Raw genomic sequence first — 24791 nt, forward strand, 5'->3', positions numbered from 1 at the left:
TTTTATAAAGGCGGCAGCGCCTCTATCGAAGTAATGATTCCACCAATAGCAGATCGATTTGTAGCTGGTGAGTCAGCGGAGTCTGCACTCGAGCATGCGCGGAGTGCCAATAAACAGGGCATCTCTTGCATACTCAACCAACTCGGTGAACACTACGGCGACTCAACGAATGCAGAGGCAGATACGCACGCCTATCTCGACTTATTAGAAGCACTCGATAACTCAGATGTGAGCGCGTGCGTCTCGATAAAGCCATCACAGATCGGTTTAGACATTGCGGAGACAGAGTTTCGTGAGAACTTGGCAAGAATCGTTCAACGTGCACACAATTGTGACAACTTCGTTTGGGTTGACATGGAAGACCACCAAACAACGGATGCTACTCTTCATGCATTCGAGTCACTCTCTACGAAATACGATGGAACGGTCGGTGTCTGTATCCAATCCAATCTCAAGCGCACCAGAAATGATTTGAAACATCTGGCGGATCTTCCTGGAAAGGTTCGACTCGTAAAAGGCGCGTATGACGAACCGTCTGCTGTTGCACTGCAGGAGAAATCTGCTGTGGATGAAGCTTACCGTGCTCATTTGGAATTCATGTTTGAAGAGTTCGATAACGGAATCGCAGTAGGAAGTCATGACCCTGCGATGATTTCACATGCTAAATCGCTCTATGAGGAATATCGAACGCCGTTCGAAATTCAAATGCTCATGGGAGTTCGAGAGGATACTCAAAGAGAGCTCGCGACAGAGTATGAGGTTTGGCAGTATGTACCCTATGGTTCGAAATGGCCCTCGTATTTCTACCGTCGTGTGCGAGAACGGAAAGAGAACTTGTTATTCGCGCTGCGCGCCATCATGACTAAATAAATTCATCTGCGACCGCATTCTATTCGAATTAGTCAGATCCATGTGGGGGTACGTATCCACACTCTTTGCATGACCAAGTCCCATGACTCTGAACAACACTGTTCGAGCCACAATGATTACACTTGTAATACATCAACCCTACCTACAGCATCGTCAATCATAAAATTACTCTTCGACAGATGTCGATCTGATTCACACGAGTAGCTGAAGTCTGATATCATGTGAAATCATTCACCAATACATTCTTCTCCCCAGATTACCCTTATCAGAGCATGTCTCGAGGCGAGCAGCCAACACCAAACTATCAGTATATTATATCCGAACTTGAGAAACAGAATGCCGATGCATACGTCCATATCGGCGACAAAGCTGATCAAATGCTTTGGTATTTCACGCGTTTTTACGGCCCAGACCGGGACTACGCTTTCGTGTATGTGGACGAGAGGGCAACATTATGCGCACCTGCGTTATTCTATGAACAAGCAAAGCGTGAGTTTCCAGGTGCCGAGGTAACGAAAACACAGAATAGCAATCGATCATCGGCAGCCATGCGTGCAGTTAACGTTCTTCGAGATTCATCATCGGTATCGCGCATATTGGTTCCAGCATCGATACCCCATTGGGCTCATTTCGAATTAGAGCAAGCAGATTATGAAGTCGTTACGACAGATTCCATCAGAAATGCTCGCGTATATAAATCAACTCATGAGATAGAATGTATTCGGGAAACAATGGCAATTGCACAAGAAGCGATGCGACATGCCGAGTCGATACTTGCAGCATCAACGACAGCCGGTAATGAACTGATTTGGAACTCGGCACCACTTACAACAGAACGCCTCCGTCGGGAAATCAATGCAGTGTTTGCAAAAGCAGGTGGCAACGATTTCGGAAACACGGTTGTCGGTGCAGGGGTAAGCTGCGCAGATCTCCATTTCAATGGGGATGATGATATTGTACCCGGAGAAACAGTTCTTATCGATTTAGGGCCGCGTGGGCCAAGCGGATACTTTGGTGATATCACACGGACATTTGTCCCTGGCAAGGTTCACTCTTGGGAACAAAACGTATATGAGGTCGTCTCTGAAGCACTTGAGGCTGGTTTAAAGCAATTAAACGACGTACCTGGTATCTCTGGTGGAGATGTTCATGAGACAATCGCGAGTGTCATCGAAGCAAATGGATTCGAGACCGGCGATGTAGATGTTGGACTGTATCACGGAACGGGGCATGGTGTTGGAACTTCACTCCATGAACCACCATTCTTCTCTGAGCGAACTGAACTAGAATCAGGACAGGTGATTACGGTTGAACCAGGAATATATGATCCCTATCGTGGGGGAGTAAGGTTGGAAGATCTCGTATTGATAACTGACGATGGTATCGAGAATTTTGTTACTCTCCCATATTCGATTGAGCCTCAAGAATAAAATGAACTAAATTTAGAACAATATAAATCATCAGTGACTTTGTTTTGAGAAATACCTTGGACATTTGTCCAATCATGCGGAGAATATAGCCGTAGAATGTTGTTTATGGATGTATATGTGGGTAAAAACAATAGTTTTAAATATCTCCAGTCATGAGATAGAATCGTCCTTGGGAAACAGGGACACAATGTACAGTCCGGCACAAGCAGACGTGACTTGTAGCTCAGTGTCTGTCCCTATCAAAGCCTCAATTGACCTCGCCTGACTGTCATCGCCATACGGCCTCCCACGCCATTTTTGTAATAACTGTAGGCACTGTGCCGTAGCCTTTCTCATCTATTATCACACAATAAATTAATATAATTGTCATTTTGTGACTGGATACTGCCATCCCCCCCAACGATGATAATTTGGCTATAACCATTCCGCAAGGGGGAACACCACCTTTGAGTATCTGTGACCAGGTCCTGCACACCATTCTTTTCATGCGGACTATAATCGTCTTGTACAGTCGAATAGAAACCATCCCTGCAGTGGAACCTAAGCATTGGTGGAGATCTACTATTTTGCTAAGCGACTTACCTTCATAACCCCGGAATATCTGTTCCTCGTGGCGGAACAATATCAATGACGACCCTGAAGTTTGATTTTGATAGATGGGTCTCCGGTTCTACTACTTTTCCCCACTTTTCACACCCTGGTCACCAGAGTTACTCCCAACAGCGTAAGGTTCCATTACAGACCTATATGTGTAATCGTAGCATTACAGTACTATTTATGTAATGGATGCCATTTCGGCGATGACGATGCAAGGATGACTGATGGCGAACCGTTCTACTCTGTTCCTTATGAAGGAACAATCTTTCATCAGACAAAATACCTCCCTCGTATCCAGCTTCAATATATTAGCCTTTAATGGGCATATTTATCATTATTTTTAATTTTGTACTCATGAATATCATTGAATGAGGAGTGGAACGTGTGTTCTGGGGTGCGGAACATAATTTTCTCTAAGAAAATTCGATGCCTCTATCCATACCAATAGGTTGGGTAAATACTGCTGCAAGATGTCGGAATACGGCAAACGTGGGAGCAATAATTGGGACCTGAGTATTTATGAACCCTCCCGTAGAAATAGTTATTTGTGATTAGTTAGAAAGATATAAATATGTTGGTTCTACATTGTGAAACGATGCCATTGGACAAGAGTAGCGTCAGAAGACGGTCGATTATGCGCACATTTGCGGCAGCAGGTACTCTCGGTCTTGCTGGCTGTAGTTTTCAGCAAGATTCTCAAGACGGTACTGATTCACAAACCAAGGAAACGCAGAAACAAGCTGCCTCTAAGCCCGTTGGCGGAACGTGGGTTGAAGGAACGACTGCAGATGCTAGTCATCTCGTGCCATATCTTGCTAGTGACCAATCGACACAGGATGCAATCGGTCTTTTGATGGACTGGGGCGGAGTTATCAACGATGATCTCGAAATTGAACCGATGCTTTTCGAGAGCTGGGAATTGAGTGATAGCAATGACGTCCTCACAGTTAAACTCCGTGAGAATCTTCGGTACAGCGACCCCTATGGAAAGCTGACCGCGGAGGACTACATATACCAGTTAAATACAATCAATCAGAATGATAAGGACTCGTGGCATGGCTATCCATATGTTAACTCCTTTTTCATCGATGGGGAACCGATCAAATATGAAAAAGAAGGAAAATATACTCTCCGTGCGGAGTTGCCAGAGAAACGCCCGTACTGGCTATTTACGGATCCCACTAAGTGGATGAAACCGCTGCCGAAGAAACTCTTGAAACCCTATGTGAAAAACAAGGATCTAGAAGGGTTGAAAAAGGCGGATGAGATTGTCAATGCAACTTGGACAGGGAATTTAGGCCCGTTCAACCTCAAAAAGTGGCAACGGCAGTCGAAAATGGAATACACGAAAAATGACGACTACTATCTTGCAGAAACGAAGGAGTATAAGAACGCGCCCTACGTCAAAAAATACACTAGGCAGATATTTAACGAATCAAGTACTACACTGTCTGCTCTCAAGAGCGGTGATGTGACGCATGCCGGATTGAGCGTGTTCAAGGCAAGTCAGTTTAAACAGAATCCAAATGTAAACGTACTCAGTAGCAAATTTGGTTCATCTATTGACTTTATTGCCATGAATCAGCGGGAAAACGGATGGAAACCGTTTCGGAAAAAAGCAGTTCGCCAAGCTTTTGCAATGGCGATTGACAAGAATGTGATTATCGAAAAAGTTCAACGAGGCTACGGAACAAAAGTTCACACATGGTCTCCAAAATGGGGACCGTTCTACGACCAAGAAGATGTTTGGGTTCCAAACGGCCCGAAGATCAAAAAAGCTAAACAGAAGATCGATGCCGCCCTCCCGAACTACTCCTATCGAAATGGTCGGCTTATTGACTCAAGCAGTAATCAAGTCGAACTAAAATTAGTGTATGTTACCGGATGGAAAAGTACTCGGATTCTTAAAGACTACCTTGCCCAACAGTACGACAAGCTCGGAATCAAGATCAATGCGCAGGGAACGTCCCTCACGAATCTGTATGGAAACTACGCTCAAAACTCAGCGAAAAATCCCAAATGGAACGCTGGTTCGTGGAATGGTGGCCCGCGGAGCAATTCGACGAGCAAGAAGTCCTGGGACCTAATACCAAGTGGCTTCGACCACGCTGCGTACACTCCGTGGGACGTGATGTCTATGCTGTTCCCGAAAAAAGGTAGTTTCAATTGGTGGGGATATGTTCCATCCCGGGACGACTTGATGCAGCAGGTCAACTCCGCTGCGAAAGCGTCGACAAAGAAAGAAGCGCAGAAAATCGTTTCTAAACTTCTATCTTTTATCAGCAAAGAACAGCCAGTCGTATTTACCGACTGTGGTGCCGTTGTAGAGGGATATCGTAAAAAGGTTGCAGGCCTCAAACAGCCGGAAAATCAGTACACCAGCAACGATGCTGCTCGTGACCTCTACTTCAACGATCGGTAGCCTAGGTGAGTATACAAAATGAAAATATATATCGCAAAACGTTTAGCCTGGACCTTGGTTGCGACCTTTTTCGCCTTATCCATCGTGTTCGGCATTCTCACGTTATCACCGAATACCGGACAAATGGAAGCCTCATTTCACGCGGTGCAGAAAGGTGGCAATCCCGATGAAGCGATGGAAGCGTATCGCGAACGCAAAGGTCTGAACGAGCCAGCTAGTGAACGGTACATCAACTACATGACCAATGTTGCGACGCTAAACTGGGGATGGTCGACGACGCGCAATCAACCCGTAACAACAGCCCTCGCGACTGCATGGCCCTACTCCGCTCAAATTATGATTCCTGCGATACTACTTGCGGTTACCATAGGTTTCGGTCTCGGGTTGTATTCAGCAATGCACCAGTACACCTCTATCGATTATTTCGCAACATTCATCGCGTTCTTTGGAATTAGTATTCCAAACTTTTGGTTCGCAATCGTACTCATACTGGTCGTTTCGGTATGGATGAAAGATTTGGTCGTCTTAGGTATCCCGCTAGAGCCTTACGTTCCACCAGTCTACTATCATACCGGGGTTGAATTCATCAGTTTGAAAAACATCCAACAGATAATCCTTCCCATAATCGTTACATCGACAGCGGCTGTTGCCGGACAAATGCGTTATTCGCGCAGTCAGGCGCTCGAATATGCCGAATCACAGTTCGTCAAAGCGGCCCGAGCAAAAGGTGCAGGTGAATGGCATCTTCTTATCAAGCATATTTTACGAGTCGCACTGATTCCGCTCTCAACAATCCTTGTGAGCGACGCCCTAGCACTGCTCTGGGCAGGTGCAACCTTAGTAGAGATTGTCTTCCAAATTCCCGGGATTGGGTTGCTCGGCTACAAAGCGATTATCAATCAAGATACCGCTCTCATCATGGGTGTTACCCTTATTCCAGTTTTTCTCGCACTGATTGGTAACTTACTCCAAGATTTAGCATACGTCTGGCTAGATCCACGGATCGACTATGGTGATCGAACATGAGCTCGGACAAGAGATCAGTGAGCCCGCCAGTTGATTTCACATTTGATCAGGTTGATTGGTCCAAATATCAACAGAGTCGATTCGATCTTCCGAAAACTGTTCGGGCACAGCTAGCAATTTTGGGGATCTACGCTTTTGCATTGTTGTACGACTCATTCGTCATTCCCTCGAAACAGCCAACGGTAACGACGCCGTTCATCTGGGACGTAAGTGGAATCGATTGGTTATTTATACTATCGTTAGTTCTCTTATTTTTCAATGTAGTTGTGCCACTCTACGAAAATAAACGGATGTCAAAGTATTACTGGTTACAATTCCGGAAGAACAAGCTAGCAGTATACTCGTTAGTTTATCTCTGTGGATTAGTCGTAGTGGGAATCATCGGCCCCCTCGTAGTCCCGGAGCCAAAATTGACGTTCTCAGATTCGTTGTTGCCGCCAATTGGTATGACCGCTGCGCCGCAGGGTCAAGTCGTCACCGGAACGTGGGAACACCCTCTCGGAACGAACCAACGAGGAATGGATATTCTCAGACTTATGGTGTACGGTGCACGGGTGAGTCTCGAAGTTGGGTTAATCGGTATGCTCGTTATGATTACTATCGGTACAACTGTTGGTACTGTGGCTGCGTATTTCGGTGGAACTGTTGATGAAATTCTAATGCGTTACGTCGACCTTCAAATGACGTTCCCCGCGTTCATGCTTCTCTTATTGACCGTTTATCTGTTCGGAAATAGTTTATTTATTGTTATTTTACTATATGGGTTCTTGAGCTGGGAAGGTACCGCTCGACTCGTTCGAAGTGAAGCGCTCCAGCGGCGAGAAGAACCATATATCGAAGCAGCAGAGAGCTTTGGAGCAAGTGAAAGATGGATAATAACGCACCATCTCGTTCCGAACGTCTCAAGCACAGTTATCACTGCAGCAACACTAACGATTCCAGGATTTATTCTCGGCGAAGCAGCGCTGTCATTTATCGGGCTTGGCGACCCCGATGTGTTCTCGTGGGGTCAGGTTATTGCCAGTGGTAGATCTCAACTGGCATCTGCTCCATGGATCGCCACCATCCCCGGATTTTTCCTCTTTTTCACTGTGCTTGCGTTTAATTTCGTTGGAGATGCCGCTCGTGACGCAATTGACCCCCGTTCAGGTGAGTAACAATGGATGATTCATTACTTTCGGTGAACAACCTTCACACACGGTTCAACACGGACAGTGGTACCGTTTTCGCTGTTGATGGCATCGACTTCGATGTCAAACGAGGAGAGACAGTCTGCATCGTTGGCGAATCCGGCTCCGGAAAGTCGGTAACAGGAGAGTCGATTACACGGCTGTTTCCGACACCACCTGGTGAAATCACCGCTGGAGAAATTTCGTTCGATGGTCGAGACGTGACTGAGATGTCCGACAGAGAACTCCACGATATTCGTGGGGGTCGAATCGGATATGTCTTCCAGAACCCTCAAGGGGCTCTGAATCCGGTCTATACTGTCGGCACTCAGATAGTAGAGGCAGTAATGCTTCATCGTGATGTGGAGAAATCCGTCGCTCGTAGTCATGCAATTGATTTGCTCGATCAGGTTGGAATCCCGGAAGCAACAAAGCGTGTTGATGACTATCCCCACGAATTCTCTGGGGGAATGAAACAACGTGTTGTAATCGCAATGGCGCTCGCCTGTCAACCGGATTTATTGATTGCAGATGAGCCGACGACGGCACTCGATGTTACCATCCAATCGCAAATTTTGACCCTTCTTCAAGATCTACAGGCTAAATTCGATATGAGTATTCTGCTTGTCACGCATGATCTCGGAGTCGTCGCACAGGTCGCAGACCGAGTCGTGGTTATGTATGCTGGAAAAGTTATGGAGAAAGGAGATGTTCACGATGTTCTACAATCGCCAGCCCACCCGTACACGCGTGCGATGTTACGATGTCTCCCTGGCCGAGGGGAGGAAATGCAGGCAATAGAGGGATCTCTTCCAAGTCCCTATAATCCGCCAGCAGGGTGCCGGTTCCACGACCGTTGCCTGAAAGCCGTCGACGACTGTGCATCCGGGTCGCAACCGACACTCGTTACAGTCTCTGAGAATCACGTTGCCTCATGCATCTATTATCAGAATAACGAACTAGAGCTGGACGATTCTACCGCTCCAAGTGGTACAGACAATTCCGAACGCTCCTGTAGTGGAGGTAATACACAATGAGTGACCAACCGCTCCTCGAAGTAAGTGGACTTAAACAGCACTATCCGATCACACAAGGTCTGTTGAATCGACAAGTAGGAACTGTCAAAGCTGTTGATGGAATTGATATCCAGGTAAGAGCAGGTGAAACGGTCGGCATTGTCGGTGAATCCGGATGCGGAAAATCCACGACAGTACGAAGTATCTTACAACTGGAAGAGCCAACTGACGGGACGGTGCTTTTCAAGGGTGAGCCGGTGACCTCGTTTGAGCAAGAAAAGTTGAAGAAATTCCGACGGAGCGTGCAGTTGATATTCCAAGACCCGGATTCGTCGTTTGACCCTCGGATGACTATCGGTGAGTCCATCGCAGAACCGCTCATAATCCACGGAATGAGAAATACTGACAAACATCGTTCAATTGCGATGAATCTCCTTGATCGAGTTGGGTTGAGCACTAACGACGTCGACCGCTATCCACACGAGTTTTCCGGTGGGCAAAAACAACGAATTGCACTTGCACGAGCACTCGCAACGAATCCAAGTCTTATCGTTGCGGACGAGCCGGTTTCAGCACTCGATGTGTCTATCCAAGCGAATGTCCTTTCGTTATTGGAGGATTTGCAAGCGGAGTTCGGTATCGGTATACTCATAATCAGTCACAATATGGGTGTAATTCGGGAAGTTTGTGATCGTGTGAATGTGATGTATCTTGGAGAAATAGTCGAATCTGGGCCTGTTGAACGTATATTTGAATCTCCGGCCCATCCCTATACTACTGCTCTGCTTGACTCCGTTCCAAGTCCCGATCCGGATACGAAAACAGGTTCGGTGCAACTTAGTGGTGAAGTTCCAGATCCGTCTGATCCACCAACTGGATGTCGGTTTCACACACGTTGTCCCGCCGTCATACAACCAGATGATTACGATTTCGAACAATCTGCATGGCGGGCAGTACTAGATTTACGGATACACCTTCGCAAACACGGAATCAATCGCGAAGCGGTACTAGAGTTCGTCGGGGAAAGCGGAAATTCATTGGATGGGATGAATACCACCAAAATAAAGAACGCAATTCGAAATGAGTTTGGTATCCCCGAACGGATAGGTGACTCAACGGCTGAACAAATCCTTGACCAAGCACTCGAGTCGATTATAGCTGGTAATCAAGAGAGTGCACAAAAGCAACTTCGCAATGAGTTTTCGACTGTCTGCGAACAGAAACATCCCTCGCTCTCTACAGTAGAAACAGACAGGAATGTAGCCTGTTTACTTCACGACGGTCAACAGGTTACAAAGCTAGCGCAAAAACAAGAAACAATTGCTCGTCGGGTTGTTCGAAACGCTGGCGGTGTTAAGGGTGAAGATAGCTTCTCACAGTGAAAAGCACGGTAGAGTATAGTGTAGATCACAGCTAATCCAGTCACTTACCTACATATAATAGATTATATATCTATAAATATTAAATAATAGATACCAGAAGTAAGATTTAACATTTTATATTATTATACTATAATTGTAATGCAGAGTGATAAACTTGCCAAGGCAAGGCGAGATGTATTGAAATCGGCTGGAGCGGCAACTGGTAGCTTAGCTGTTACCGGAATCGCGACGGCAAAACAAAATGACCTCGTTCGAGTCAATATCGGCTATAAGGATACCGAAGGCCGAAAGTTTGCACTCGACGCATCGAAGTCAGTTCATCAGGACTTCTCCTTTGACGCACTTTCGGTTGAACTCCCAAAACAGGCTCTAGACCGCCTTCGAAGTCGTAGCGAACTCCGCTACGTCGAAGAGGATAGAAAAATGTACGCACTTGCGGAAAGCCTACCGTGGGGCGTTGATCGAATCGATGCTGAACAAGCACAACTTAGTGGATACAACGGGAGCGGTGCAGATATCGCTATCCTTGATACGGGTATCGATCCCAATCATCCAGATCTCTACTCTAGCCTCGGGAGTGGTGCCTACTTTACCGGCACCAGTTGGTACGATTACAACGGCCACGGCACTCACTGCGCTGGCATTGCGGCAGGCGTGAATAACTCCCAAGGCGTCGTTGGAGTCGCTCCGGGAGCAACGCTGCATTCTGTGAAGGTTCTTAGCGATAGTGGGAGTGGCTATAATTCCGATATCGCTGGTGGTATCGAGTACGTTGCCGATCAAGGTTGGGACGTCGGTAGTATGAGCCTTGGTGGCCCGTACTCATCCGTCGTAAAGGATGCTTGTACCTACGCCTACAACCGAGGTGTCTTCCTCCCCGCGGCTACTGGTAACGACGGCTGCTATGACTGTGTCGGATATCCCGCCGCGAACTCCGAGTGTGTTGCAGTAGGATCGACAGACAGCTACGATAACCTCTCTAGCTTCTCGAATACGGGGCCTGAGGTCGAACTCGTAGCCCCTGGCAGCAACATCTACTCGACGTACTACAACGACACGTACACCACTATGTCGGGGACATCGATGGCCACACCACACGTGGCCGGTGCAGCCGGTGTTCTTATGGGGGAACTCGGTTATTCGAACGTAGATGCTCGTAGTACGCTCAATAGTACTGCTGAGGATCTTGGCATGCCAAGCTATCAACAGGGACATGGCCTCCTTGACGCTGCTACTGCAGTTGGTGTCAACTCAGGCAATAATTGAGTCCGTGGAGTATTCGTACGTGTCGGGCTTAAATAATATTTCGAACTATTTTAATACTTGTAGGTTATTGTTCTGGGTTCCACACACTACCATCAAATATAAGATGGCCCATCTAAAGCATCTACTGACGAGAGATTCGTTGACAATCCCATTAACGGGAGCAAATGAGAGCTATGAGTGTATCATTATCTGACATTCAAGAAGCCCGTGATCGAATTAGTGACAAAACCGTTGTTCGACAAACTCCAATCGAAACGAGTCGCGCATTAGAAGAAGAAACCGGTGCTGAAATTCGGCTCAAGATGGAACACCTGCAAAAAACTGGCTCATTCAAGACGAGGGGCGCATACAATAAGCTCAAACGAATTACCGACTCCGGCTGTGAGGCGACGGAAGCAATAGCGGCAAGTGCTGGCAACCACGCCCAGGGTGTTGCACTCGCAGCAACGAAGACGGGGCTGGATTCGACGATTGTAATGCCAAAGAATGCACCACAAGCTAAAATAGATGCAACTGCAGGTTATGGTGCAGACGTCAAACTTCATGGATATAACTTCCAAGAGGCGATGAATCATGCACAATCGATTGCGGGTAGTGACGCCGTCTTCGTCCATGCCTACGACGATGAAGACATTGTTGCAGGACAGGGCACCGTCGGCTTAGAAATCCTGGATCAAGTCCCCAAGATAGACACGGTGATCGTCCCAGTAGGTGGAGGCGGACTAATCGGTGGTATCGCCACAGCAATTGGTGAACTTTCCCCTGAAACGCGAATTGTCGGTGTGCAAGCGCACGGCGCAGCCACGGTGCCAGAAAGCCTACAAAAAGGAAAACCGTGTGCTATTGATGAAGTTCGAACGATAGCTGACGGAATCGCTACCGGTGGCATTTCGCGTCTTACCTACGAACTCATTGATGAGTATGTCGATGAGGTTGTTACTGTTTCCGATACTGAGATATCTGAAAGCCTTCTCTTCTTACTCGAACGAACGAAGCAGATGGTTGAGGGTGCAGGTGCGACGACTGTTGCAGCAGTTCGTAGTGAACAACTTGATGTACGTGACGAAACGGTGGTTCCACTACTTTCTGGCGGCAATCTGAGTATGACTGACCTTCAAACGGTTCTGACCCATGGGCTCACTTATCGAGGTCAGCTCATCCGCCTGAGAGTACATATTGTCGATGAACCTGGAAAGATGGCTCAAATATCAGAGATGATCGCCCACCACGATGCGAATATCCGGGATGTTCGCCATGAACGCTCAGTTAAAGATCTCAATGTTGGAGAGGCATATCTGCACTTTCGAATCGAAACAAGTGGAACTGCCCACTCTGATCGGATTGTAGATTCAATACGTAATCTGGGGTATTCAGTCACTCGCGTTAGCTAAATCGCTCACGAGAACTTTCACAGTAAAGTCACTTTTTCACAGAGAAAATTATTTATTCAGCCACCTGAATGAATGAGATGTGTCATCACATAAGCCACCTCTCTATCAAGTACACCAAGATTCGGGAGCGGATTTCACCAACTTTGGTGGTTGGGAAATGCCTGTTACATTTGATGGTATTCGAACAGAACATTCGGCAGTAAGAGACTCCGTCGGGATATTTGATGTTAGTCATATGAGTGAGGTAACGGTAAGTGGCCCAGATGCCACCGAACTCATGAATCGCTTGACCACAAACGATATCCGGGAGTTGAACCCTGGAGATGCCCACTATTCGTGTATTCTTAACGACGATGGTGTGATTTTGGATGATACAGTGGTATACCAGTACCCAGATCAAGATGGCTACGTGTTCGTTCCTAACGCTGGCAACGGAGAGAAAATGGTCAACCGGTGGTCGAAGTTTGCGTGGGAGTATGGGTTAACAGTGAGCGTTGAGGACAAAACCAACAAAACCGGGTTAGTAGCAGTGCAAGGTCCGGATGCTGAAGCAAAGGTTGATTCTGTCACAGCAGATTCTGTTACAAGTGTGTCCCGGTTCTCATGTGTACACAATGAGATAGCCGGTATAGAATGTCTCGTTGCGAGAACGGGCTATACTGGCGAAGACGGGTTCGAAATATTCTTCCCCGCCAATGATTCAGCAGAGGTTTGGAATGCCTTCGAGGACATCCAACCATGTGGTCTTGGTGCACGAGACACGCTCCGCCTTGAGGCGGGTTTGTTGCTCTCGGGGCAAGACTTTGACCCGGAAGACGAACCACGAACACCGCTCGAAGCGGGTCTTAGCTTTATTGTTGACTTCTCGAAACCGGACTTTATTGGTCGGCGGGCTTTGCAAGATCTCAAAGAAGAAGGCGTTGATACACAAATGGTCGGACTCAAAATCGAAGACCGTGCAATTGCTCGCCATGGATATCCTATTGTCAATGATGGAATTGAGATTGGACGGGTAACGAGTGGTACTCTAAGTCCGATATTCGATGTGCCGCTAGCACTGGGCTATGTCCAGTCAGAATATGCTGAGAGGGGTCTGGAAGTTGCAGTCGAGATTCGGGACCGAGCTGTTGATGCAACGATAGTTAACCAGCGATTCATAAAGTCAATTAATACTAACTAGAGATAGAAATAATGTCATTCAAAGTCCCAGATAACCTCCGTTACACTGAATCGCACGAGTGGGTAGAGAAACGAGATGAAATCATTCAAGTTGGTATTACTGACTTCGCTCAAGACGAATTAGGAGATATTGTTTTCGTAGAATTGCCCAAAAAAGGAATGATGGTCAAAGAGGGTGAAGAAATTGGTGTGATAGAAAGCATCAAGGCTGTTTCGGATATATACGCCCCTGTATCCGGAAAAGTCGTTGCTGTGAATGAAACTGTCCTCAATAAGCCAGAGTACATCAATGATGAACCATACCAACGTGGATGGATGATTGAAATGGTGACGGATGACGACCTAGAACATCTCTCCACTCCGGAAGAATATCGTAAATAAACCCGAATAAACATGACCAACCAATTCGATAGATCTGACATTGAAGAGGTAAATAACTGCAATGGGAGTCCATTTACGCCCCATACCGAAGCGGATGTTCGGGAGATGCTAGATGCAATCGGTTCCGAAAATGTTGAAGAATTATTTGATATCCCTGAGTCGATCCGCTTCGACAGTCGACTAAATATTACCTCCGCGTCGGAGCAGCAGATCACAGCGCAGTTAGCACAGACGCTAACGCAGAATTCAGTTCAAACAGAGTTCCTTGGCCGGGGATATTACTCACATTATGTCCCTTCAATTGTCGATCACATATCGCTCCGCTCTGAATTCATCACCTCATACACTCAGTACCAACCAGAAATCACGCAAGGATTCCTTCAGGCTCTTTTTGAATACCAATCGTTGCTTGTCGAACTCACTGGCTTGAACGTCGCAAACTGCTCTATGTACGATGCTGCAACGGCACTTGGGGAAGCAGCTACACTCGCTGCCCGCGTTCGTCAAGTTAGTGGATCACGGATTCTCGTTCCGGATTACTTACGCGCTGAACGGCGTGCTGTGCTAGAGAACTACGTAATCGGAACTAATCTCACAGTTGAAGCGTTTGAAACCAAAAATGGACAAACTACCCCGGAGGTACTTGACCGTGCTCTTGATAACGACGTTGTGATGGTATACATCGAAAACCCGACAACTGAAGGCGTTATCGAGGAGCATCTTGATGAAATTGGGTCACTAATCGATAAGCAGGATTCACTGTTCTGCCTTGGTTCGGACTTAGTGGCACTATCGTTATTACAATCTCCCGCTTCCGTCGGTGCTGACGTAGTCGTCGGTGATGCGAGCGTCCTCGGACTTCCAACCGCATACGGCATGGGACTTGGCATATTTGCTTGTCGAGACGACTATATTCGTCAAGTTCCTGGACGGTTAGTTGGTGCGTCGGAAGATGCCCATGGAGAGCGGACATTTACGCTAACACTCCAAACACGTGAACAGCATATTCGTCGGGAGCGAGCGACGAGTAATATCTGCACAAACCAAGCTTGGGTCGCCCTTCGGACAGCAATTCACGCTGCATACCTCGGCCCGTCTGGTCTCATTTCGTTGGCTAAGAAATGTCATCAACTCCCTGAGAAAGTCGCTACAGTGCTTGATGAAATCGACGGCATCTCTGCGCCGGTTCGTGACTGCCATCATTTTCGGGAGTTTAGGGCATTCGTTGAGCCCGATGCACATCTGCTAGCGGACGAATTGATGGCAGACGGTTTTGCGATTCATGCACTTGATACCGATGTGATTCAAATTTGCGTGACTGAGGCAAATGAACGTCACGTGGATGATTTGGTGCAATCAATCACGGAGGTGCTCGAATAATGCAACTCTTCAATCAGGCGATATGGAACAATAGTGAGTCCGACGGATACGAGCCACTACTCTCGGAAAAAGGACTGGTAAATGTCGAAGTTGGTGAAACAGACCTTCCCGATAATCTTACGCGAGATACTCTTGAACTACCTAAACTCTCGGAACCAGAACTCGCGCGGCACTATACCCGGCTCTCACAGATGAATTATGGCATCGATAATGGCCCGTATCCACTCGGTTCCTGTACTATGAAGTACAATCCAAAATTCACCGAGGACATCGCTGCATTTCCTGCGACTGCAGTCCATCCGGATCGAGATTCTGAGAGTGTGCAAGGAACTCTCGAAGTGTATTTGAAATTGCAAGAGAATCTTGGACAGATCGGCGGAATGGATGCAGTAACACTGCAGCCACCAGCAGGTGCTGCGGGTGAGTTCACAGGAATTCTTATTGCAAAAGCATTTCACGAATCGAATGATGAGTCAAAGCAACGAAACGAGGTTATCATCCCCTCCAGTGCACACGGCACTAATTTTGCAAGTGCGGCGATGGCTGGATACGAAGTTGTTGAATTGCCAGCTGATTCTGATGGACGAGTCGATCTTGATGCGCTCTCAGCTGCTGTGGGTGACTCAACTGCTGCACTCATGCTTACGAATCCAAACACTCTCGGACTATTTGAACGAAACATCCAGGAAATTGCGGATATCGTCCACAAGGCTGGCGGGCTGCTCTACTACGACGGTGCAAATTTAAATGCACTCCTTGGACGTGCCCGCCCAGGAGATATGGGATTCGATATTATGCACTATAACGTGCATAAGACGTTTGCTACTCCACACGGCGGCGGTGGTCCCGGCGCGGGACCGATCGGTGTGAAGCAAGAATTGAAACAGTTCCTCCCCACGCCGCAGGTACGTGAAACCGATAACGGATACGAACTGTTTGAACCTGACCAGACCATCGGAAAAGTTCACGGGGCAATGGGGAACTGGTTAGTACTGCTCAAAGCCTACGCTTATATTAGTAGGTTGGGTAACGAAGGGCTTCGAGATACAAGCGCTAAAGCAGTACTTAACGCTAATTATCTCGCCTCACAGCTTGATCTTGAAATTCCGTTTCGGCCTTTCCATCATGAATTCGTTGCAAGTGCGGGCGAGCAGGATGCTGCCGACTTTGCGAAGCGAATGTTAGATTACGGTGTACACCCACCGACGACGAAGTGGCCGGAAACCGTCCGGGAAGCACTTATGACCGAACCGACTGAGGCAGAGAGTAAGAAAACTCTTGAACAGTTGGCAACTGCATTTAACGCGGTCAGCAACGAGAACTTCGAGGCGTTGGAACAAGCGCCAAATAGAACCACTGCCTGGCGAATTGATCAGACTAGTGCCGCTCGAAATCCTCGACTTTCGTGGCAGCACTTGGACAAGTGACTACCTGAACTATTGAATAATGAGAAAATTGACCGGCGCTTAATGTACATCAAGCGGAATGAGCAATGCTATCGTAATTTCACCCCTCGGAACTGCAATTCCTTTGTGGGCGAGAGACGCCTAGCTACGTTTAGAGAGTTGATCCGAATCGTCCCGAGAGATACTAGTAATCGTTGGAAGTCGCCAATCTTGGTAAATCGCGGTTACCCGAAGCGAGAGAACGGTCGCAATGCAAATCAGTGCGCCAAAGCTGCTGAGTTGTTCGGTTACAGAAACAATCCAATATGCCGTTCCTCCGATAAGCGCGCATGTTGCATAGATATCTTCAACAAGGACAAACGGAGTCTGGTCGAGAAGGACATCTGCAAGTACGCCTCCCCCCACAGCATTTACAAGCGCGAGTCCTGCAACACCGAACACAGAAAGTCCGGCTTCAGTCGCTACAATCGCACCCGTCGTAGCAAACGCAGCGAGACCTAGTGCATCAGCGAGTAGAACGATTGGATGGCTATCAGCTTTGTTAACGAAATTAGCAGCATAAATCGCGAGCCCAACACCTAACAAGGAGACAGTTACGTCTCCCGCAGATTGAAGCGAAATTGGAACCCGATTCACAAGGACATCACGAGTCGTCCCACCACCCAGCGCGGTCATTATTCCAACCACGGAAACACCGAATGGATCGAATCCTTTTTGAATGGCCTTCGTTCCACCAACAAAAGCAAATGCGACCAATCCGAGTACATTCACAACAACGAATGGATTAATCGATATCATACTACGGTAATCTCCTGCTCCTTCTCTTCGTCTGCTAATCTGTATTTCCGCCTACGAGCATCTCCGAGAACATAGACTTGTTCGACGACGCCAAGTGAACGAAGACCTTGAGTTGCATATCGAACTGTGCGCTCACTTAATAACGTCTTTTCTGCTAATTCCGTCGTATCTGCCTCTTCCTCCTGAATGATGGTCAGATAAACTAGCTTCTCGCTGGGTGAGCAATCAATAACTAGTTCCTCTTTCGGCCACTCCATTTCTATACCCCTCTGTCCTCAATAACCCTTGCTCTCGCTCTCAGGTAGTCAATTTCAATGACAACCTTGTTTTGAACGAAACGAACCAGTCCGCCGAAGGCCGTCCCATACAGAAACGGTGACTTCCAATTACTAGCGTCGATGCCACTGAACTCTGTCAAGAATATGTCGCACGTGAATATACTACCTACTATCATATTAGTCACATCGCGCCTGTGTGTATTGTTTCCAGCACCAATAACCCAGACATCTCTAGTAATTGATCCACTATCACCGCTGCGTACTCTTTTAACTTCGATAATTTGATGGCACATCCTGTTTTTCCCTATTTTTGTCTGATTCGGCGGTATTGACTATAGAAGCCATCGTGGAAATGTCGGTGCTCTGTATTCTTCCCATTTGTGTGTGGCCTGTTATCAGAGGAGAGTGCTTTCGGGTATTTATATCTTGGTGTAGTGATTATGGCCATTACTTGCATTTTTCTTCAAAACTGGGGAGAGGTGTCAATATAGAGCTTACGAATGTGATTCTTTTTGAGTGCGAACGATAGCTACGAATTGTGACCAATTGGTAATATAATAACAGTTATCTCTAAATTTCAGTCATGTGTTCATATTGTTCACTGAGGGCCGCGGCGTCCTCCGGCAATAGAGCAGTAATAAGAAAACCGGCATACTCACTGAAATATTCGACAAGTACCGCAATCCGGTCTGAATCGATCGCCTCGAGCAAATCTGACAAAACAAATGGAACTGTATCATACACATCGTGCACAAGGTAGCCAGACAATGCAAAGATGAGACCCGTGACTTCTCGCTCACTCTCGCTGAGGTGGTTGATTGTATCCTCGTAGGTGGTTCTTGAATCAGTACTTCGGATCACATGTAGATTGAAGACGCTTATCCAACATCTCTTCATTGAATTGAACGATCGTCTGAAGCTCAGATATCTCCGATTCCAAAATTTGGGTATGCATTGGATATACATGTTATAGCTTGCTTAGCTATTTTCCCTATGGTTAACCCTAACACAGAATAGAGATAAATTTACGGTGTACTGTGTTTTGTCTCTCTTATGGATCGGCTACGCGTTCCAAATGAAGAGTATCGAGAACGAGCAGAAACCCTGATTTCACGTGCGCACGAAGACGGGTATGACGGCGTAGTGCTGTTTGGTGCGCTAAATATTCACTATGTGACTGGGATGTACCATCTTCCGACCGAGCGTCCGTGCGCCGTTGGATTGACCGATGAGCGTATCGATATCGTCGTTCCACGACTAGAACGGGAACACGCCGAGTGTTCGGACTTCAATATCGATAATGTTCACGTCTACTTCGATTTTCCACAGGGTAATCCAATGAAACTGGTCGCTGAAATGTGCGAAAATCTTGGTATTGCAGGGAAGTCAGTGGCTGTTGATAACGATGGAAGTCTACGTCGAAATGGCTATACCGGACCATCGCTCTCTAGCCTCATTCCCGGTTCTGTTGGTGTTGAGGACTACGTGACGACGATGCGTGAACGGAAGAGTGAGGCTGAAATCGATCTAATTCGCGAGGCGAGCACGTGGGCACACCTTGGGCATCGACTACTCCAAGAAAAACTAGCGGTAGGGAAACGACCTATTTCGATTAGTGCCGAGGTCGAAGCTGAAGGAACCAGTGCGATACTTGATACCCTTGGTGAACGATATGAGATGACGAGTTGGTCGCGTCCAATGCAATGTAACTTCACGACTGGCTCAGTTACTTCGCTACCTCATAGCGTTGACCAGACGACGCGTATTCGAGAGGGAGACAACATCGTTACAATCGTTAAGCCCACCATCGGTGGGTATACGACTGAACTCGAGCGGACTTTGGTTGTTGGTGACCCATCGGATGAGCAGCGAGGTTACTTCGAGATAATGTGCGAGTCACAAGAAATCGCGATCGACACAATTGAACCGGGTGTCGAATACGCAGCCGTCGAAGAAGCAGTTATGAATTATTATAAAGAACAAGGCGTACATGAATACGTTCAACACCACATCGGACACAATATCGGAATGGAGGGACACGAGCGTCCGTTTCTCGATCGGGGGTACGACGGCACGATTTCATCCGGGGAACTGTATACCGTTGAACCAGGATTTTATGTCCCTGGAGTCGGTGGATTTCGGCATTCTGATACGATACTCGTCACCGAGACAGGGACAGACACTCTGACATACTATCCTCGAGATATCGACCAACTCATAGTTTAACTATCAGACATCACTGGAGAAAGTAATGAGTGCGAACGCGGATGGCTCATTTTCCGCGGGTTCGGGAAACTTGAGGAGTGTCTATGTTAATACGCAGATGACACCTTCTTGTTGGTAGGAAATGAGATGGATAACTACTTTATCAAGATAACCAAAGGACTCAACGATGGTATCACACAAAGCGTACGAGCGCGCTGAGAAATTTCTCCCGAAGAACATTGAATCACTTGTCTTGAACGACAATATCGACATTCATTGGATTGGTGACAGCGATCGATTCTGGTATCGTCGAGAGTGCCGTAACGGAAAAGAATTCATCCAAATCGATCCGGATGAGAACACCCGCACGCCAGCATTTGAACACGAGCGACTTGAGGAAGCGATTGCAAGAGAGACGGGCATTCTCCACGATCAATGGAGTCTCCCGTTCGATGAGTTTGAATATACTGACGACGAGTCGGCTATCCTCTTTTCTGTGCAAGAGACACAATATAAGTGTGACCTCTCGACCTATACTTGCGAAACAATCCCACAGGAGGAAGAGCATCCCGGTGAGTCACCTGATGGGCGTTGGATAGCATTCATTGAGGATCATAATTTGTACGTACGCGATACGGAGAATCAAGAAGTTATCCAGTTGACATCAGACGGTGAGGAACAATATGGCTATGCAACGCCCTACCCCTCGCCAGTAGATATGGTTGATCAAAATACGCAAGACATTGACCACTCGATCGAAGTAAAGTGGTCACCCGATTCAAATCGTTTGGTGACATATCAATTGGACCAGCGCTCAGCTAGACAGTTTGCTCTTGTCCAATCATCACCCGACGACCAAATGCGTCCAAGACACTACACATACACGTATCCGCTTCCTGGTGAAAATGGATTACCTCTCGCAGAACCAGTCGTTTTTAATGTCAAGCGGCGTTCTAGAGTCGAATTAGACGTCGATCCGATTCCAGTTCTATACTTTGGCGGTGAACCACTGCTTGACTGGTATGGGGATAGTGAACGCTTGCACTACATTCGTCGGTCTCGTGGCTTTGGGTCGGCGAAGTTCTTCGAAGTTGATTCGATCACTGGATCGTCTCGGATGCTAATCGAAGAGGAATCGGACACCTTAGTTGACCCACGAATGTCTCATGCACGGGTCATCAACGATGGAGAGGAAATCCTTTGGACATCAGAACGAAGCGGATGGCACCATATCTACCTCATCGACGGCAAAACGGGTGATGAGAAACACCAAATTACGGATGGTGAGTGGGTCGTGCGTGACATAAAGCACGTCGACGAGAACAACAGACAAATTTACTTTACCGCCAGTGGTCGGGAAGCGAATCGTGATCCCTACCTTCGTCATCTCTATCGGGTCAATTTCGACGGATCAAATCTTACACTCCTTACGCCCGAATTGGCAGATCATACCGTCACTATTTCACCATCGGGAGATTTTGTCGTTGATATCCACTCTCGAGTTGACACACCGCCCAGTACGGTACTTCGACAAAGTGCGAGTGGAGATGTAATACAAGAGTTAGAAAAAGCAGAGGTCGGACAGCTGCGTAGTACTGGTTGGATGCCCCCAAAATCCTTTGAAGTCACTGCAGCAGACGGTGAGACCGATATCTATGGAGTTATGTGGCGCCCTTCGGATTTTGATCCTACAAAACAGTATCCTGTAATTGAACACATATACACGGGGCCACACAACTATTTTGTGCCGAAGGGATTCGACGCATATCGATCCAACGCACAATCAATCGCTGAACTCGGATTCGTCGTTGTCATGGTTGATGGTCGTGGAACTGGACGGCGTTCAAAGGCGTTCCGAGACTGTTCTTACAAGAACCTGAGCCGAGACGGAATTGAGGACCACAAAGCGGCACTTTGCCAATTAGCAGAGGAGCACTCGTATATGGATCTCTCACGAGTAGGGATATATGGCCACTCTGCTGGCGGATATGATTCAGCTCGTGCACTTCTCCAACATCCAGACTTTTACAATGTTGCAGTCTCGTCAAGCGGGAACCACGACCATCGATTGGATAAGGCCTCGTGGAACGAGATGTGGATGGACTATCCGGTAGACGATCATTATAGCGAACAGTCAAACATCACTCTTGCCGACCAACTTGAAGGGAAACTGCTGTTGGTACACGGTGAGCTTGATCAGAATGTCCATCCGGCTGCGACGCTCCGGTTCGCAAATGCCCTTATGAAAGCCAACAATGACTTTGACATGCTTATTATTCCCAATGTTCATCACTCACTTGATGGTCACCCGTATTTTATCCGCGCTCGGTGGGATTACTTCGTTAAATACCTCCACAATATTGATCCTCCGAATGAGTATGAGATAAAATCTTACCAGTAGTCGGTCTTCGTAGTTACCAATTCAAGATCTGTTGTCCAGACTGTGATGATTTGACTGCAGAAATCCTTCGACACTAACCATTGAAACCCTTGTCCAAAATGGTGCCATCCTACTCCACGCGACCGAATGTTCGCTCAGAGAAACAAAAGAAATTCTTCGACTATTCGACGTAAAACGTTCCTATCAAACTATTTTTCGGATACCAAACCGACTCTATGATATTTTTCCAGACCCGCCGATGCTGGAGTCGTTGCGGGTCGCGGTCAACGAAACTGCTATCAAGATTAACATAGCATGGTCTTGGGTGTACGCCGCAATAGACACCAAAACAAAACTGCTACTCGATGTCAAAATGTTTGATCAGCATGGTAGCAATCAAGCGGCTGTGTTTCTCGTTGAGACACTCGCGGATGTAATAAAGCCGACAGATAGTCAGAGTACCTTTGCACTGTACGAATACGTGAACCCAGATACTCTCGAAGACATCATCGAAGTATGTGCATCCAAAAAGAGTGACGTTGAGGTGCGATTCACAGTTGAGGGCTATCTTGTCTCCGTTCGTAGCGACAATACCATCCCCATCTACGAACCGCCCGGAGCACACTGCGATACTAGTGAAAACCCATGCCCGGTTAGTTGATCAGGCTCGGTAGAGTGGAGAGAATTCAGTCTCGTGTTTGCTCGACAGTTGTCCGGACGGCATGTTCAAAGAAATCGCGGTCAGTTCACGTGAAAAGACGATCATTCCGGTCGAGGAGTTCGAAGAGTTTCGCGATCATCGTAACCGACGAGGGAAGGATTCGCTATTCAGCCTCGTAATCAGTGAGTCGGAGCTTTCCCTCGACTTCGTAAAGATGGCCCTTATTGTGCAGCCGTTCGACGATATCATCGGCAGCGGGCCGCCTAAGATCTTCCTCTTTCTTCAAAATCGCATACGTTTGCTCGTACGTGAGCTCTCCTTCATTTGGGAGCGCACTCGCGAGCGCATCAAGTGCTTCTTGCGCAAGTGGAGTGAGCGGCGACGTTCCGTTCGAGACCATTCGTATGACCAAATTCGAGTACGGGATAAGTAAACCCTTGGACAGAGTCTACTCGTGACACTACCTAGCTCATTGTGACAAGGAAACGGACAAACGACGTGGAAAGCACTGTCTAGATAAGGACGAGCAGGTCGAAGAGTTAGTGATTGATGCTACTCTCAAACCTGCTCAAAAAGAGTTTAGACACGGCTATGCTTGAATGTTGGGAGCGTGAGCGGACGGCGACGTTAACGAGACGCTACGCGTCTCGTTCGCACACCAGAAATCAGAGATTTCTGGGGACGCCCGTCAGGGCGTTCGCCGTCCGGCTCCACGCGACCGGCTGTTCACTCAGAGAAACAAAAGCGATTCTTGCGCTCCTCGGCGTCAAACGGTCGCATCAAGCAATTTTTCAATGGGTTCATCGGCTCGCTGACAGCGTTTCCGACCCGCCGTCGGCATCGCCGACGCGGGTCGCGGTGGACGAAACCGCTGTCAAAATCAACGGCGAATGGTCTTGGGTGTACGCTGCAATAGACACAGAAACAAAACTGCTGCTCGATGTCAAAGTATTTGATCGGCATGGGACCGATCAAGCGGCTACGTTTCTCGGCCAACTAGCCGAGAAACACGATCTCTCGGACACCGTGTTTCTCGTTGATGGCTACGGCTATCGGACTGCCCTCTTTCGAGTTGGGTTGAGCGGTCGGCTCAACTACACAGAGCGAAACCTGATCGAAAAGTGGTTTCACACGCTCAAACAGCGGATCGACCGCTTCCATACGTCGTGGGTGGGCAGTCGGCCCAGCGTCCAGCAGTGTCTTGAACAGTTTGTGCATTACTATAACCATCAGCGACCGCATCAATCGCTCAACAACCGAACACCTGTCGAAGAGGAGCTAAACTAGACAGTGCCAAACACGGCGAAATCCCAGAACACAGACTACTTCTCCTACGATCTAGATTATCATCTGATATACGACCGCAGATTTTATGTCACTGATCGTGCGATGACAGGGCTCCATGAAGAATGGTTGCCCATCTCAAATCAGCCATGTAATTCGCCGGTCGAATCCCTGATCCGAGTTATTCGGCCGTCTTGAACCCCTCACACGGTGATCGGTTTCAGACAACGAGCGAGGAGTACCGACTGATAGTGACCATCTACTAGATCA

20 protein-coding genes and 2 pseudogenes are annotated in these 24791 nt (G+C 47.6%); 17 read left to right on the forward strand and 5 right to left on the reverse strand.

Annotated features, from left to right (window positions below):
* Positions 1-33: 33 nt before the first annotated feature.
* Positions 34-870 carry a proline dehydrogenase family protein gene (locus V5735_RS19805; RefSeq protein ID WP_423746503.1) on the forward strand — a complete coding sequence of 279 codons (837 nt, stop codon included), beginning with the start codon at positions 34-36 and terminating at the stop codon, positions 868-870.
* A gap of 28 nt (positions 871-898) precedes the next feature.
* Here V5735_RS19805 and V5735_RS19810 read toward each other — a convergent pair whose 3' ends face one another.
* Positions 899-1003 (reverse strand): hypothetical protein, encoded by a 105-nt coding sequence (locus V5735_RS19810; RefSeq protein WP_423746504.1) that lies wholly within the window; start codon positions 1001-1003, stop codon positions 899-901.
* A 139-nt stretch (positions 1004-1142) separates the two neighbouring features.
* Here V5735_RS19810 and V5735_RS19815 point away from each other — a divergent pair, with 139 nt between their 5' ends.
* From V5735_RS19815 to gcvPB, 12 genes are all read left to right on the forward strand, one after another.
* On the forward strand, positions 1143-2300 hold the full coding sequence (locus V5735_RS19815) for a M24 family metallopeptidase (RefSeq protein WP_423746505.1): 1158 nt from the start codon (positions 1143-1145) through the stop codon (positions 2298-2300).
* Positions 2301-3492: 1192 nt separating this feature from the next.
* The gene (locus V5735_RS19820; RefSeq protein ID WP_423746506.1) at positions 3493-5319 is read left to right on the forward strand and encodes an ABC transporter substrate-binding protein; all 1827 of its coding nucleotides are present in this window, start codon (positions 3493-3495) and stop codon (positions 5317-5319) included.
* An 18-nt stretch (positions 5320-5337) separates the two neighbouring features.
* Positions 5338-6345, forward strand: coding sequence for an ABC transporter permease (locus tag V5735_RS19825; protein WP_423746507.1), 1008 nt, complete (start codon positions 5338-5340; stop codon positions 6343-6345).
* Entirely contained in the window at positions 6342-7502 is a 1161-nt protein-coding gene (locus V5735_RS19830; protein ID WP_423746508.1) for an ABC transporter permease, read from the forward strand. The genes V5735_RS19825 and V5735_RS19830 overlap by 4 nt, the downstream gene beginning before the upstream one ends.
* A gap of 2 nt (positions 7503-7504) precedes the next feature.
* The gene (locus V5735_RS19835) at positions 7505-8551 is read left to right on the forward strand and encodes an ABC transporter ATP-binding protein (protein ID WP_423746509.1); all 1047 of its coding nucleotides are present in this window, start codon (positions 7505-7507) and stop codon (positions 8549-8551) included.
* On the forward strand, positions 8548-9912 hold the full coding sequence (locus V5735_RS19840; protein ID WP_423746510.1) for an ABC transporter ATP-binding protein: 1365 nt from the start codon (positions 8548-8550) through the stop codon (positions 9910-9912). The genes V5735_RS19835 and V5735_RS19840 overlap by 4 nt, the downstream gene beginning before the upstream one ends.
* A gap of 138 nt (positions 9913-10050) precedes the next feature.
* Positions 10051-11178 carry a S8 family peptidase gene (locus V5735_RS19845; protein ID WP_423746511.1) on the forward strand — a complete coding sequence of 376 codons (1128 nt, stop codon included), beginning with the start codon at positions 10051-10053 and terminating at the stop codon, positions 11176-11178.
* 173 nt (positions 11179-11351) lie between these two features.
* Positions 11352-12569: a threonine ammonia-lyase gene (gene ilvA / locus V5735_RS19850; RefSeq protein ID WP_423746512.1), complete on the forward strand. Its 1218-nt coding sequence runs from the start codon at positions 11352-11354 to the stop codon at positions 12567-12569.
* Positions 12570-12648: 79 nt separating this feature from the next.
* The gene (gcvT, locus tag V5735_RS19855) at positions 12649-13749 is read left to right on the forward strand and encodes a glycine cleavage system aminomethyltransferase GcvT (protein WP_423746513.1); all 1101 of its coding nucleotides are present in this window, start codon (positions 12649-12651) and stop codon (positions 13747-13749) included.
* Between the two features lie 11 nt (positions 13750-13760).
* Positions 13761-14129, forward strand: a complete 369-nt coding sequence (gene gcvH, locus V5735_RS19860; protein WP_423746514.1) for a glycine cleavage system protein GcvH — start codon at positions 13761-13763, stop codon at positions 14127-14129.
* A 12-nt stretch (positions 14130-14141) separates the two neighbouring features.
* The gene (gcvPA, locus tag V5735_RS19865) at positions 14142-15509 is read left to right on the forward strand and encodes an aminomethyl-transferring glycine dehydrogenase subunit GcvPA (protein WP_423746515.1); all 1368 of its coding nucleotides are present in this window, start codon (positions 14142-14144) and stop codon (positions 15507-15509) included.
* On the forward strand, positions 15509-16936 hold the full coding sequence (gene gcvPB / locus V5735_RS19870) for an aminomethyl-transferring glycine dehydrogenase subunit GcvPB (protein WP_423746516.1): 1428 nt from the start codon (positions 15509-15511) through the stop codon (positions 16934-16936). Before gcvPA ends, gcvPB begins: the two co-directional genes overlap by 1 nt.
* Positions 16937-17056: 120 nt before the next feature.
* Here gcvPB and V5735_RS19875 read toward each other — a convergent pair whose 3' ends face one another.
* From V5735_RS19875 to V5735_RS19885, 3 genes and pseudogenes are all read right to left on the reverse strand, one after another.
* On the reverse strand, positions 17057-17713 hold the full coding sequence (locus V5735_RS19875) for a trimeric intracellular cation channel family protein (protein WP_423746517.1): 657 nt from the start codon (positions 17711-17713) through the stop codon (positions 17057-17059).
* A complete protein-coding gene (locus V5735_RS19880) occupies positions 17710-17970 on the reverse strand; it encodes an ArsR family transcriptional regulator (protein WP_423746518.1) in 261 nt (86 codons plus the stop codon). The genes V5735_RS19875 and V5735_RS19880 overlap by 4 nt, the downstream gene beginning before the upstream one ends.
* A 591-nt stretch (positions 17971-18561) precedes the next feature.
* Positions 18562-18870, reverse strand: a pseudogene (locus V5735_RS19885) (archaea-specific SMC-related protein); the annotation flags it as partial.
* Between the two features lie 174 nt (positions 18871-19044).
* On the opposite strand from V5735_RS19885, the gene V5735_RS19890 reads away from it, so the two are divergent.
* The 3 genes and pseudogenes from V5735_RS19890 to V5735_RS19900 all read left to right on the forward strand — a co-directional run.
* Positions 19045-20217 carry a M24 family metallopeptidase gene (locus V5735_RS19890; RefSeq protein WP_423746519.1) on the forward strand — a complete coding sequence of 391 codons (1173 nt, stop codon included), beginning with the start codon at positions 19045-19047 and terminating at the stop codon, positions 20215-20217.
* Between the two features lie 166 nt (positions 20218-20383).
* Positions 20384-22597, forward strand: a complete 2214-nt coding sequence (locus V5735_RS19895; RefSeq protein ID WP_423746520.1) for a DPP IV N-terminal domain-containing protein — start codon at positions 20384-20386, stop codon at positions 22595-22597.
* A gap of 85 nt (positions 22598-22682) precedes the next feature.
* Positions 22683-23237, forward strand: a pseudogene (locus V5735_RS19900) (HalOD1 output domain-containing protein); the annotation flags it as partial.
* A 163-nt stretch (positions 23238-23400) separates the two neighbouring features.
* Here the strand turns inward: V5735_RS19900 and V5735_RS19905 are convergent.
* Positions 23401-23637, reverse strand: coding sequence for a hypothetical protein (locus V5735_RS19905; RefSeq protein WP_423746521.1), 237 nt, complete (start codon positions 23635-23637; stop codon positions 23401-23403).
* Positions 23638-23786: 149 nt separating this feature from the next.
* Here V5735_RS19905 and V5735_RS19910 point away from each other — a divergent pair, with 149 nt between their 5' ends.
* On the forward strand, positions 23787-24524 hold the full coding sequence (locus V5735_RS19910; RefSeq protein ID WP_423746522.1) for an IS6 family transposase: 738 nt from the start codon (positions 23787-23789) through the stop codon (positions 24522-24524).
* Positions 24525-24791: the final 267 nt, after the last annotated feature.

Source organism: Haladaptatus sp. SPP-AMP-3, assembly GCF_049568665.1.
Lineage (GTDB): Archaea > Halobacteriota > Halobacteria > Halobacteriales > Haladaptataceae > Haladaptatus > Haladaptatus paucihalophilus.